Genomic DNA, 12,703 nt, shown 5'->3' with positions numbered 1-12,703 from the left:
GAGAGTAATGATAGAAAAATTTAAAAACTTTGTAGATACTTATCAAAAGTCAAGCCTATATAAGGCACCAATAGGGTTTGGAATCGCTAGAGTTGAATTAGGTCAAAAATCAAAAAAAGTTCTTTGTGTAACCTACCCTGTTTTAAACTGGACAAATGAAAATCTAGGATCTTATGCCGTATTTGCAAATGCTATCAATCCTGAGAGACTTATCCACTCAAGTGAAAATGAATGTGTCTATGGGATTGATCAAGATTTTGTGTGCAAAGCTATTGAGCTTTATACCCCATTTTTGATAGAAGCAATTCAAAATAAATCTAGTCATAAAAACATCCAAGTGGTTTTGGAGCTAAAAAAAGCTCTTGATGAAGATAGACTTATAGACGAAAATGGGGAATATCTATTTCGCTTTGTTGTATTATATAAGGATACAAAATGTGAAAGTGTAGAAACTTCTTATATGAAATTATTGGCACTCTCTCTTGGAAAAGCCAAGCTAAGAAGTCTGATGCTCGATGGCATATTTGGTTTATTGCAAAATGTTGCTTGGAGTGGTAATAAACCCTATGAGCTTGAGTGGCTTAGAGAAAACGAAATACCCTTAAAAATGCGATCAAGTTACCCTAGTATTGATTTTGTCGATAAATTTCCTAGATATTTAATGCAAGTGATTCCTCAATATGACAATATTAGACTTTTAGATACTGCAAAAACTAGATTTGGAGCTTATCTTGGAACAGGAGGCTACACTCAAATGCCTGGAGCAAGTTATGTGAATTTTAATGCTGGAGCACAGGGAGCATGTATGAACGAAGGAAGAATTTCATCTTCAGTTGTTGTTGGAGAAGGCACTGATATTGGCGGAGGAGCAAGTATATTGGGAGTTTTAAGCGGTGGAAATTCTTCTCCTATCAGTATTGGAAAAAACTGTCTTTTGGGGGTAAATAGCTCTACGGGAATCAGTCTAGGAGATGGTTGCATCGTAGATGGAGGAATTGCTGTTTTGATGGGCACAATTTTTGAAATTTCTGAAAGCGAAGCAAAAAAAATCTCTGAAATCAATCCTGATTTTGAATTCACATCAAACAATTTATATAAGGGAAAAGATCTTTCTGGCAAACATGGTATTCATTTCAGACAAGAAAGCACAACAGGGAAAATGATAGCTTTTAGGAGCAATAAAAAAATCGAGCTTAACAATGCCTTGCATTAAAAATGGTATATTTTTTGCTTTCTGTGTTTGGTAAATGTAAAAACACAGGAGTGCAGATAATGTTCAGGATGAGAGATTTGATTTTTATAACCTTGTTGATTCTATCTCTAGGGGTTGCTGGTTATGCCGCGGATGAAGATAATGACCCTAATGCTCAAAATCAAAATATTACCCCTCAGCAAAATCTTCCTAGCACAACAGGTTCTAGCATCAATAACAATCAGAACCCTAACACTCAAGTAAATCAAACTCCTACCAACACGAATTCAAATACACAAAATTCTAATTCCAATCAATCTGAAAATCCCCCTACCTTAGCCCCAAATCCAAAGCCTGATACTCCAAGAACAACTAAGCCAACACCCATCATGACAGATCATTTGAATTCTCCTGATAGTGCTCAAGGGTTGCTTGAAGCAGGAATTAGTGCAGCCAAAGAAGGAGACTATAAGAGTGCATTCAAGTTTTTTACTCAATCTTGTGATCAAGGAAATCCTGCTGGATGTTTTGCAATAGGAACGATGTATATGAATGGTGTGGGTATTCAAACAAATATTCAAAAAGCCCAACGCTATTATGAGATGGGTTGTAGCGGTGGAGATGCAACTGCTTGTGCAAATTTAGCAATGATTTATGATTATCAAAAAAATGCCGATCAAAATGATAAAGAAAAGGCTGCTCAACTCTATATGACAGGTTGTCAGGGTGGAGATGTCTTGGCCTGTAATAACTTAGCTTGGATGTATGCCAATGGGGAAGGTGTTCCTAAAGATTATTTCAAATCGTTGCAGTATTATAAGTATGCTTGTGAGGCTGGGAGTGATTTGGGTTGCTATAATCTAGGATTGATGAGCAATACAAACAATATTTATGGAGTAGATAAAGCAAAACTAGGCATTGTGGATCTAAATTATCTCGCTTGTAATGCTGGAGATGTGAAAGCTTGTGCTAATTTAGGATGGATCTATACCAATGGGTTATCTGGAGCCCCTGTGAGTTATTTTTATGCAGCGAAATATTATCAAGTAGCCTGTGATGGAGGCGTATTAAGTAGTTGCAATAATTTAGGTATTTTATATCAAAAAGGACTGGGCGTACCTCAAGATGCTCAAAGGGCTTTAGATCTGTTTGCCTATGTTTGCGATACAGGTCTTCAGTCAGGATGCGATAATTATCGTATTTTCAAAGAACAACTTTTAAATCCAAAAAGAGATAATGGAAGTTTTTTCCTTCCAAAAAATTCTAGATATGGTCGTTAAAAAATTGTCACAGAGAATCTAGTAGATTCAGGTACAAATTCACATTTTTCTTAAGTGTAGCTCTTTTTTGTTTCCACATAGGACAATACTCGCTCACATATTGCCAAAAACTCTTGGAGTGATCTTTGTATCTGATATGTGCTAGTTCGTGAATAATTACATAATCAATCAACTCTTTTGGAGCACATATTAAAGCAAGAGAAAACCCTAGATTGTTTTCATAAGAGCAACTCCCTAGTCTGCTTTTATTTTCCCTGACGCTTATTTGTTTATATTCAACTCCCATTTGTTTTGCTTTTTCATTAACTGTGATATTTAAATATTCCAATAATGTTTTCTTGAGATGCGATTTAATTGGTTTTTTATCTATTTTTTCCCAAAAACCAAATATTAAAATCTCTCCAATATGTTGATCTAATATGTTTTTTGTCTCAAGATTATTTTTTACTAACATTGCAAGATGTTTTTCTATCCAAGAGCGGTGAGTAACTAAAAGATCTGAGATATTTGCTTGAGTGTAAAAATATGGCACACTAACGTGGATTTCTCCTGGTGATTTGAGTGTTATTCTGGCATTTTTGACAAAACTTTTTTTAATTATTATTCGATGGTTTGTATCCAAAAATTCCATAAGCCTTACTCTTTTTCGCTAAAATTTGGACAATCTTACCAAAAAAAGGATCAAAATGAAAATTTTACTGATGGAGGATGTAAAAGGCCTTGGCAAAATCGGGGAAATACATGAGGTAAAGGATGGCTATGGCCAAAATTTTTTGATCGCCAAAGGAAAAGCAAAACACGCTACTAACGAAGTTATAAATAAATACAAAGCAGATCAAAGAAAAAAAGAAGAACTCCAAGCATTGCAGATGGCTGAAAGAAAGCAACTTGCAAAAAGTTTGAACGAATTAACATTGAGTATTGTTAGAAAAGTTGGTGCGAATGGGTCTTTGTTTGGTGCCATCACAAAAGATGAAATAGCAGAAGCTCTTGAAAATTCTCATCGCATATCTGTGGATAAAAAAGATATTGAATTAAAATCTCCTATCAAAAGCACTGGAATTTATGAAATAGAAGCAAAGCTAGGCTATGGAATTTCAGGTATTTTCAAGATTGATGTCATCGCAGAGTAATCGAAATGTTTGAAGCTACTACTATTTTGGGTTATAAGGGCGAATTTGAGGGAAAAAAGTATGCTGTGATTGGAGGAGATGGGCAGGTTACTTTTGGAAATTGTGTACTAAAAGCAAATGCAACAAAAATTCGTGCTCTATATAATGGGCAAATTTTGAGTGGCTTTGCAGGAAGTACGGCAGATGCATTTTCATTGTTTGATATGTTTGAACGTATATTGGAAAGTAGAAAGGGTGATTTGGTAAGAAGCGTTCTTGATTTTAGTAAAGAATGGCGTAAGGATAAATATTTACGTAAGCTTGAGGCGATGATGATCGTTTTAAATAAAGAACATATTTATATTTTAAGTGGTACTGGAGATGTGGTGGAACCAGAAGATGGAAAAATAGCGGCCATTGGAAGTGGTGGGAATTATGCACTCAGCTCAGCTAGAGCATTGGATAAATTTGCTTCTTTAAAACCAAAAACTCTTGTGGAAGAATCCTTAAAGATTGCTGGGGAATTATGCATTTATACAAATACAAATATCAAAATCTTGGAGCTTTAGATGAAACGAAAAAATCGCTTAAATATGACTCCTAAGGAAATTGTTGCTTATTTAGATGAGTACATTATCGGTCAAAAAGAAGCCAAAAAATCTGTAGCTATAGCTCTTAGAAATCGCTATAGAAGACTTCAGCTTAAAGCAGAAATTCAAGAAGAAGTGACACCTAAAAATATACTAATGATAGGTTCTACTGGTGTTGGAAAAACAGAGATAGCAAGGCGTATGGCAAAAATAATGGGACTTCCTTTTGTAAAGGTGGAAGCAAGTAAATATACCGAAGTTGGTTTTGTTGGCAGAGATGTGGAATCAATGGTAAGGGATTTGGTTTTAGCTAGTGTGAATCTAGTCGAAAACGAGCACAGAGAAAAATCAAAGCAAAAGATTGAGGATTTTATCTTAGAAAAAATAGCACAAAAACTACTCCCTCCCCTTCCAAGTGGGGTGAGTGATTCTAAAAAACAAGAATATGAAAATAGTTTTGAAAAAATGAAAAAAAAGATCAAAGATGGAGAGGTTGATAATTTAAAAATAGAAATTGAAATCAATCGAAAAATGATGTCTCCTGATAGTGGAATGCCTCCTGAAATCATTAATGTTCAAGAAAGTATTATCAAAGTCCTTAACAGAGAACAAGAAAAAATTAAAAAAGAAATGACCATCAAGGAGGCAAAGGAAGTCCTTAAACAAGATGCTTCTGAAGCAGTACTTGATAATGAAGCGATCAAGTTTGAAGGTCTACAAAGAGCCCAAGAGGCTGGTGTGATTTTTATTGATGAAATTGATAAGGTTGCGGTTAGTTCAAAAGATAGCTCTAGACAAGATCCAAGCAAGGAAGGAGTTCAAAGGGACTTACTCCCCATAGTGGAAGGAAGCGTGGTAAATACAAAATATGGACAAATCAAAACTGATCATATTCTATTTATCGCTGCAGGAGCATTTCATCTAAGCAAACCTAGCGATTTAATCCCTGAATTACAGGGTAGATTTCCATTGCGTGTGGAATTAAACAGTCTTGATGAAGAGGCAATGTATCAAATTCTAACACAAACCAAAAGTTCCATTATTAGACAATATCAAGCACTATTGAAAACTGAAGATGTGACCATCGAATTTGATGAAAATTCACTCAGAGAACTTGCAAGACTCTCTTATAATGCTAATCAAAAAACAGAAGATATTGGCGCTAGAAGACTGCATACTACTCTTGAGCGAGTCATAGAGGATATCAGCTTTAATGCCGATGAATATCAAAATCAAACTGTACGTATCACCAAAGAACTTGTAAATGAAAAATTACAGGATTTGGTAGAAAATGTTGATTTAGCAAGGTATATTCTTTAATGCAAGATAATTTTAGATCAGGTTTTGTTGCAGTTGTAGGCCGTCCAAATTGTGGCAAAAGCACACTTTTAAATAAGCTATTGAAACAAGAAATTGCCTTAGTATCACACAAGGCAAATGCTACAAGAAAAAAAATGAATATTATCATTCCTTTTATGGATAAAAATGGTGTTAATTCTCAGATTATTTTTGTAGATACTCCTGGTTTGCACCACCAAGAAAAACTCCTGAATCAATTTATGCTCAAAGAAGCACTTCGTGCGATTTCAGATTGCGATTTATGTGTTTTTATGGCTTCAATACACGACAATCTAAAACATTATGAAGAATTTTTAACATTGAGCGATAAACCTCATATTTTGGTATTAAGTAAAACTGACACCGCAAGCAATGAAGAGGTGTTAAAAAAAATCTCTGAATATCAAAAATATGATGATAGATTTCTATCTCTTTTGCCCATAAGCACTCAGAGATCTATTAACCTTGAAAAACTATTAGAAGAAGTGAGCAAACATCTTCCATCTTCTCCTCCATTTTTTGATACAGAAATCATCACCGATGAAAACCTAAAGCAAATCTACAAAGAAGTTATTCGTGAAAGTGTTTTTAATAATCTCAGCGATGAGATTCCTTATGAAAGTGATGTTAGAATTGAAAAATTTATCGAAACCCCCCATCTTGATAAGATATTTGCAAAAATTTTCGTAGAAAAAGAAAGTCAAAAAAGTATGGTCATAGGCAAAAATGCTCAAACCATCAAGCGAATAGGCAAACAAGCTCGAGAAAAAATGGAAAAAATAGGCGAAAAAAAGATTTTTTTAGAATTGAATGTTTTTGTCCAGAAATCCTGGAGCAAAGAAAAAGAAAATCTGAAGAAATTTGGATATGATTTTAAAGATTGAAAGCAAGGAGTTGGAAGTATGAGGTTTATTTTGAGTATTAGCTTAGTGGCATCTTGTATGCTTTATGGAATGGATAATCAAGCTGTCGATATTATCCAGACATATCGAACCAAAGGCATAGAAGCCACAAAATCAATGTTAGAAAATTATCTGACTCAAAAAGATTTCTGGATGGGGGTATTGCAAAATAAAGACACGGATTATGGGTATTATGAAAACGTAGATTTTATATTTGTTGCCGATAAATCTATTCCTGATTTAGCTTTGTATGAAAACAATAATGGAAAACTTACCAAAGTCAATCAAACAAGTGTGTTGATTGGATCTGGCAAGGGGAACAAAAAAGTAGAAGGAGATCTCACAACTCCAATAGGTGTTTATGATATCACTACAAGACTTAGCGGTCTAAATCAATACTATGGACCATTAGCTTTGGTCACAAGCTATCCTAACACTTATGATAAAGTTCGGAAAAAAACGGGATATGGTATATGGATTCACGGACTCCCACTCAATGGAAATCGTCAGGAGTTAAATACAAAAGGTTGCATTGCTGTAGAAAATAATACTCTCAATCAGTATGATAAAATCATTGGCAAAAAGAAAACTATCCTCATAAGCTATGAACAAAGTTTCAAACCTGCTACAAAAGAAGAACTTGCGAACATATTGAGTGATTTATATAAATGGAGAGATTCGTGGATAAAGAATGACTTAGAAGACTATTTATCTTTTTATGGAAATGACTTTATCCGTTATGATGGAATGAAAATCAATGCTTTTAAAGACTACAAAAAACGTGTGTTTGATAAAAAAGAAGAGAAAAATATATTATTCTCTAATATAAATATCTCTCCATATCCTAACGAAGAAGGAAAAAATATCTTTAAAATTAGTTTTTCCCAAGATTACTCTGCTTTTAAAAACAATAAACCAACTTATACTTCCACGAGCATCAAGGAGCTATATATCGTATTAGAAGCAGGAAAAATATCGATTTTAAGTGAAAAATAATCTAGTATTTCGTAAAAAATATTCACTCAAGAAGTCTATAGCACTTCTTGACCTATTTCGCGGTATCTTTCCCAGTACCGTTGTATGAATTCATAGCTATGAGATTGACTTGAGTGATATGTCTTTGCATTTCTTTGTATGAAATTATCTAGCCACTCTCCTGCTGGGAGTTTTTCCATATAGTGTTTTGCTAGAGACATATAAGTTTGGATATACCAATTTTTGAGATATTCATATTTTTGCTTATTCACTTTTAGGGTTGGTTTTTGATCTAAAGAAAATTCCAAAACTCCACTCTCAAATGCTCCATACAGATGAATCAAACCTTCGCAATAATAGGGCAAAACTTCTTCTTGCTCTCTCCAAGCCATCAAAGAAACTCCCCTACGAATAGTATCGCTCATTACTGCTTCAAATTCAATCTCGGTATATGGGGATTGAAAAAATGCAATTAAGCCTCCACAAGTAGCCTTAAATTCTTCGATATTTTTAAACTCTCCATCAATGTTCATATTTCTTTGCGTGTCTTCTTCCATCCATAAAATATGACCAAATTCATGTCCATTTGTAGTGATGTCATACACCAAATACCATAGCTTTTCATCTTCAAATAATATTTTTCTAGCTTCTTGAAGATAATCTTCTTCAAAAGTTTCATAGCTAAGCTTCATCTTTGGTTTTGTTCTAGCTGATTGAATGATTTTATCAGGAAAAGCAAAGATTTTTTTTCCAAACTTTTTAGATATAACTTCATCATTTGGAACAACTTGAGCTGAAAATAATCCATTCATATCCGCACCATAAAACAATGCAGGCAAACCATTATATATTTTCACATCTTTTAAGGCACTTTGAACAAAACTCACCAAAGTTTCTGAGGCTTTGAGTTCATCTGCAAGATTTAAAAACATTTTTTCAATACTGCAAGAAATTCTATTATCAGAGAGTTTATCAGGATTACTGATTCTCAAATCCCATTCAGGAGCTACGGCATGTCTGTATCTGTCTTCATAATATTCAAGAGGATGCCCTATCTGAAAAGGAGTATCTATCTGCATCCAGCATCTATCGACTTCACGCCAAGTTTCTATTAGCTTATCAGCTTGTGTTTGCCCAAATGCATTTTTCAAGGCATTAAAATAATTAATATAAGCATCTTTTTTGTGATAAATATCATCTTCTAATTTTTTTAAATTTGAAATGAGTTTGGAAATAGCTTTCAAAACCCCTTCAATTTCAATATCAAAAGCGATAGCATATGGAATGGAAATGAATTTATCTCCTAATTTTTTAGGAATTGAATAGCTCCTATCTGAAGAAATGAGTACATCTTTAATCTTTTCTTTATCGATACTAGCAGAAAGAAGTTTGAGGGCTTTTTCATCTCCATACTTTTTTTTCATATCTTTATTGATCCCATCAATAAGCATATTTTGCCAACTTTCAAAGAACTGATTCATTGCAATTCCGATTTGATGAACACCCAAAAGAATTTCACGATAAAACTCATTAAATAATCTTCTCTTTTGAATCTCAGATAATAATTTTTGATGTTTTTTACTATAGAAGTCACTCACAAAATTGAGTAAAAATCTTTTTGCAATTAAAATTTCTGATTTGCTCTTTTCATATTTTTTTAGAACTTGTATGATAGGGCCTTCTTTTAGATTTGCTACCCTATCACATAAAGCCATCAAAGCCTCTTTATTTGGCGTTAATCCAATCCTATCACACAGCCGTTCTAGGATTGGTAAATATTTAGAATCGGTTTTAGAATTTGAATCAAAAATCTTATACATACTATTAATATCTTTGCTTTGATCTTGTAAAAGAGTGTAGAAAACTTGCAAATCTATCTGAAATTGTTCAGCAGGGTTTTTATTCATTTTAATTCTCCAAAATATTTTTAAAATCTTACAATTATTGGCATAAATCCTAAATACAAAAAATCTATACTAGCAAATTCGGGGCAATATCTCACCTTGTGGATATTCAAGATATCTTTTTGTTCCCCATTCGTTTTTAAGTATCACTTTAGGAGTGGAAATATCTTTTCCTTCAACCCTTCCTATGATACTAGCTTCTCCTCCTTCTGGGTGGGAGTTTAGAATTTGACAAACTCTGTGTGCCTCTATAGCAGGAACACTAAAAACACAAACACCTTCATTAGCTAAAATATAAGGTTCAAGACCTAATATTTCGCACACTCCTTTAACTTCTTTTGAAATTAAAATGGACTTTTCCTCCAAAACGATATTTACTTTCGAGGCATTTGCCCACTCATTCATCACAGCGGCCAACCCTCCCCTAGTCGCATCCCTAAGAGCGTGTATGCAAATATCACTCTGAAATATTTGCTCTAGTATCACATAAAGTTGCTTGCAATCACTTTGCAAATTTGAATGCAAATCAATCTCGCTTCTAGCGCAAAAAATCATAGATCCGTGTCTTCCAATGTTGCCACTGAGAATAATACAATCTCCATCTTTTAGATTTTTAGAAGAAATTCCCTCTTTTTTAATCTCTCCAATAGCTGTTGTGTTGATAAAAATCTTATCAACATTACCACTAGGAAGCACTTTTGTATCAGCTGAAATGATCTTCAAGGAAGTATGCTCTAGTTCTTTTTTGATACTGAGTAATATTCTCTCTAAATCTTCAATCCCAAATCCTTCTTCAAGAATAAATCCAATACTAATATATTTTGGTTTTGCACCCATCATGGCCACATCATTAGAGCTCCCGCAAATACTAAGTTTGCCAATATCTCCACCAGGAAAGAATATGGGATTAATGACATAAGAATCCGTACTTATGCAATACTCTTTAGTATTACTCAAAAATTTTCCCGCATCTTCTCCATCTGCACATAAAAACTCTCCTAAATGTTTTTTAAAAATTTTTTCAATAAGTTCATTTGTTTCCATGCCTCCATTTCCCTGAGCCAAAGTGATTTTTTTTGTCATTTTATTCCTTATCTTATTATTTTGGAATCTTATCACAATTCCCCATAGTTGGGAAATTTAAAGATTATATTGTGAATAAACAGCCTGACCAAATGAAATGCACATATCATTTGAAGGAAGGAGTTTATGCATATAAAAATCTCTCTTATGGGTATCAAAAAGTTCTTTTATATCATCACATAAGATTTTATTTTGAAATACCCCACCACTAAAAACAATAGGATAATGAGGATATTTTTTTGCAAAAGCAAGTGCAATATTTGCCAAAGTATAGATAAAATTTCTAGCTACTTTTGGTATATCAAAGCTCAAAATATCTTCTTGAATCTGCAAAATCATCTTAGAAAAATCAACCACTCCATCAATGATGCTAAAATCATAAGATTCTTTTTTGGGATATTTTTTGCAAAGAGATTCAAGAATCATTCCTGCTTCACCTTCAAAACTATTTTTATCTAGTAGCCCACACAAACTTGCTACTCCATCAAAAAGCCTACCAACTGAAGTTGTTTGAAATGTATTGATTTTTTTATCAAACATTTGATGAAGCATTTTTGCTTCATTCCCAAGTTTATTTTCATATCTTCTTATTAATTCTTTAGCTTCACATTGCAATGCCAATGCATATCCTATCTTATAAATATCCTTGATAGCCCCCTCTCCTCCAAGTAATTTAAATTCTTTAAAATGACCTATCCGAGAAATCTCTTTTAAATTTCCTATAAAAAATTCCCCTCCCCAAATCTTCCCATCTTTTCCAAGCCCTGTCCCATCCCAAATGATTCCTAGTGCCTTGCTTGATTGGGTGATAGCATTATTTTGCTTCATTGACTCTGCAAAAATAGCGTAAAAATGTGCATGATGATGAGGAACTTTCTCATTTATGCAAGACAACTCTAGAGATTTTTTAGCACTTATTTTACTTGAGTGATAATTCTTATGCATGTCACTGATGAGTATATCTGGATATTCTAGATAGAGTTGATTAAAAAAATTCATGGTTTCTTCATATCTTTTTATGCTATCGATATTATCAAGATCTCCAAGATATGGAGAGATGAGATATTTATTTCTGATAGCATAAGTGAGGGTAATTTTTTGTTCAGCTCCCATTCCTATGGCAGTTTTTGTGTTTAAATTTTTCCCTAAGTCTATATTTAATGGAGCAAGTCCCCTAGCTAATCGCAAGACTCTCATTTCCCCAGCTACTAACTGCATTATGCTATCATCAATAGGGTGGATAATTTCTCTATCATAATCTAGCACTCCATCAACGATACTGCTCATTTTTTCTTTTAATTCGTTCAAAGAAGCAATAATAGGTTCACCACTTAGATTTGCACTAGTGAAAACAATAGGAAAATCAAGCTCTTGCATTATCAAATGATGTATCCCGCTATAAGGGAGTATAAGCCCTATTGTACGGACATTGGGAGCGATAAATTTTGAATGCAAATCATTTGTTTTTTTTGTACTCAAAACAATAGGGGCAACACTAGAGCTTAAAGCCATTATCTCCAAAGGATCAAGATCTGCAATTTTTGATGCCATATAGATATCTTTTACCATCAGGGCAAAAGGCTTTGTGGGTCTATTTTTCCTACTTCTAAGAGTTGAAATAGCCTCATCATTTCTTCCATCACATATCAAAGCAAATCCTCCAACTCCCTTTATAGCGATAATCTTCCCAGCCTTAATAGCTACAATAACATCTCTGAGTGCTTGAGCGTTTAAATTTCCAGATGGGTAAAACTTCAAAGTGATGGGACAATCAGGACAAGAGTTAGGTTGTGCGTGAAATCTACGATCATTGCAATCGCCATACTCCTTCTGACATTTTGCACACATTCTAAAGGTCTTCATTGAAGTATTATTCCTATCATAAGGAAGAAAATCAATGATGGTATATCTGGGACCACAGTTTATACAAGTGCTAAAAGCGTATTCATAGCGTCTATTTTTAGGATCTCTAATTTCATTTAGGCATTCTTCACATATTGCAATGTCTTTAGGCATAGAACTCTCTAGGGATATTTTTTGAGATGTGCTTTTGATAATCTTAAAATCTTTATAAACGTTTTTTGTCTTGTACTCGCTCATGGTGATTTTGGAAATATGAGAATGAATAGGGCATTTAGCTTTTAGCTCTGAAATAAATTCATCACAACTAGCCATATTTGCTATTATCTCAACACTACCCCCAATATTTCTAACCGAGCCCTTTAGTCCCATTTGAGTTGCTAGATTATAGACAAAAGGACGAAATCCAACCCCCTGCACCAAACCCTCGATAATAATTTTACTATATCTAGCACTCAATATTATTA

11 protein-coding genes are annotated in these 12,703 nt (G+C 33.7%); 7 read left to right on the top strand and 4 right to left on the bottom strand.

Going from position 1 to position 12,703, the window contains the following annotated elements; genetic code table 11:
• Positions 1-7 precede the first annotated feature (7 nt).
• Together BKH42_RS03955 and BKH42_RS03950 are read left to right on the top strand one after the other, a co-directional pair.
• Positions 8-1,213, top strand: coding sequence for a 2,3,4,5-tetrahydropyridine-2,6-carboxylate N-succinyltransferase (locus BKH42_RS03955; RefSeq protein WP_095295127.1), 1,206 nt, complete (start codon positions 8-10; stop codon positions 1,211-1,213).
• Positions 1,214-1,272: 59 nt separating this feature from the next.
• Entirely contained in the window at positions 1,273-2,472 is a 1,200-nt protein-coding gene (locus BKH42_RS03950) for a tetratricopeptide repeat protein (RefSeq protein WP_275542219.1), read from the top strand.
• 7 nt (positions 2,473-2,479) lie between these two features.
• Here BKH42_RS03950 and BKH42_RS03945 read toward each other — a convergent pair whose 3' ends face one another.
• On the bottom strand, positions 2,480-3,103 hold the full coding sequence (locus BKH42_RS03945; RefSeq protein ID WP_095295125.1) for a SprT family zinc-dependent metalloprotease: 624 nt from the start codon (positions 3,101-3,103) through the stop codon (positions 2,480-2,482).
• A 55-nt stretch (positions 3,104-3,158) separates the two neighbouring features.
• Here BKH42_RS03945 and rplI point away from each other — a divergent pair, with 55 nt between their 5' ends.
• Genes rplI through BKH42_RS03920 form a run of 5 tightly spaced genes read left to right on the top strand, consistent with a single transcriptional unit; the run spans position 3,159 to position 7,410 of the window.
• On the top strand, positions 3,159-3,605 hold the full coding sequence (rplI, locus tag BKH42_RS03940) for a 50S ribosomal protein L9 (protein WP_095295121.1): 447 nt from the start codon (positions 3,159-3,161) through the stop codon (positions 3,603-3,605).
• Positions 3,606-3,610: 5 nt separating this feature from the next.
• Entirely contained in the window at positions 3,611-4,153 is a 543-nt protein-coding gene (hslV, locus tag BKH42_RS03935) for an ATP-dependent protease subunit HslV (protein ID WP_095295119.1), read from the top strand.
• A gap of 24 nt (positions 4,154-4,177) precedes the next feature.
• A complete protein-coding gene (gene hslU / locus BKH42_RS03930) occupies positions 4,178-5,494 on the top strand; it encodes an HslU--HslV peptidase ATPase subunit (RefSeq protein ID WP_095295181.1) in 1,317 nt (438 codons plus the stop codon).
• Positions 5,494-6,396: a GTPase Era gene (gene era / locus BKH42_RS03925; RefSeq protein WP_095295117.1), complete on the top strand. Its 903-nt coding sequence runs from the start codon at positions 5,494-5,496 to the stop codon at positions 6,394-6,396. Before hslU ends, era begins: the two co-directional genes overlap by 1 nt.
• Positions 6,397-6,414: 18 nt before the next feature.
• Positions 6,415-7,410, top strand: a complete 996-nt coding sequence (locus BKH42_RS03920; RefSeq protein ID WP_095295115.1) for a L,D-transpeptidase family protein — start codon at positions 6,415-6,417, stop codon at positions 7,408-7,410.
• A gap of 35 nt (positions 7,411-7,445) precedes the next feature.
• Here the strand turns inward: BKH42_RS03920 and ciaB are convergent, their stop codons facing one another.
• From ciaB to hypF, 3 genes are all read right to left on the bottom strand, one after another.
• Positions 7,446-9,296: an invasion protein CiaB gene (ciaB, locus tag BKH42_RS03915; protein ID WP_095295113.1), complete on the bottom strand. Its 1,851-nt coding sequence runs from the start codon at positions 9,294-9,296 to the stop codon at positions 7,446-7,448.
• A gap of 69 nt (positions 9,297-9,365) precedes the next feature.
• Positions 9,366-10,376, bottom strand: coding sequence for a hydrogenase expression/formation protein HypE (gene hypE / locus BKH42_RS03910; RefSeq protein ID WP_095295111.1), 1,011 nt, complete (start codon positions 10,374-10,376; stop codon positions 9,366-9,368).
• 57 nt (positions 10,377-10,433) lie between these two features.
• Positions 10,434-12,695: a carbamoyltransferase HypF gene (hypF, locus tag BKH42_RS03905; protein ID WP_180673965.1), complete on the bottom strand. Its 2,262-nt coding sequence runs from the start codon at positions 12,693-12,695 to the stop codon at positions 10,434-10,436.
• Between the last annotated feature and the right edge of the window lie 8 nt (positions 12,696-12,703).

The organism is Helicobacter sp. 13S00482-2, from assembly GCF_002272795.1.
Classification (GTDB): domain Bacteria; phylum Campylobacterota; class Campylobacteria; order Campylobacterales; family Helicobacteraceae; genus Helicobacter_J.
The sequence above is the reverse complement of the archived record's forward strand: the minus strand, read 5'-3'. Positions and strand labels throughout refer to the sequence as shown.

What these genes read in the sequence shown, in the direction of transcription:
- BKH42_RS03945 (WP_095295125.1), bottom strand. Translation starts at nt 3,103, where the DNA reads ATGGAATTTTTGGATACAAACCATCGAATAATAATTAAAAAAAGTTTT.
- BKH42_RS03950 (WP_275542219.1), top strand. Translation starts at nt 1,273, where the DNA reads ATGTTCAGGATGAGAGATTTGATTTTTATAACCTTGTTGATTCTATCT.
- BKH42_RS03920 (WP_095295115.1), top strand. Translation starts at nt 6,415, where the DNA reads ATGAGGTTTATTTTGAGTATTAGCTTAGTGGCATCTTGTATGCTTTAT.
- ciaB (WP_095295113.1), bottom strand. Translation starts at nt 9,296, where the DNA reads ATGAATAAAAACCCTGCTGAACAATTTCAGATAGATTTGCAAGTTTTC.
- BKH42_RS03955 (WP_095295127.1), top strand. Translation starts at nt 8, where the DNA reads ATGATAGAAAAATTTAAAAACTTTGTAGATACTTATCAAAAGTCAAGC.
- rplI (WP_095295121.1), top strand. Translation starts at nt 3,159, where the DNA reads ATGAAAATTTTACTGATGGAGGATGTAAAAGGCCTTGGCAAAATCGGG.
- hslU (WP_095295181.1), top strand. Translation starts at nt 4,178, where the DNA reads ATGACTCCTAAGGAAATTGTTGCTTATTTAGATGAGTACATTATCGGT.
- hslV (WP_095295119.1), top strand. Translation starts at nt 3,611, where the DNA reads ATGTTTGAAGCTACTACTATTTTGGGTTATAAGGGCGAATTTGAGGGA.
- era (WP_095295117.1), top strand. Translation starts at nt 5,494, where the DNA reads ATGCAAGATAATTTTAGATCAGGTTTTGTTGCAGTTGTAGGCCGTCCA.
- hypE (WP_095295111.1), bottom strand. Translation starts at nt 10,376, where the DNA reads ATGACAAAAAAAATCACTTTGGCTCAGGGAAATGGAGGCATGGAAACA.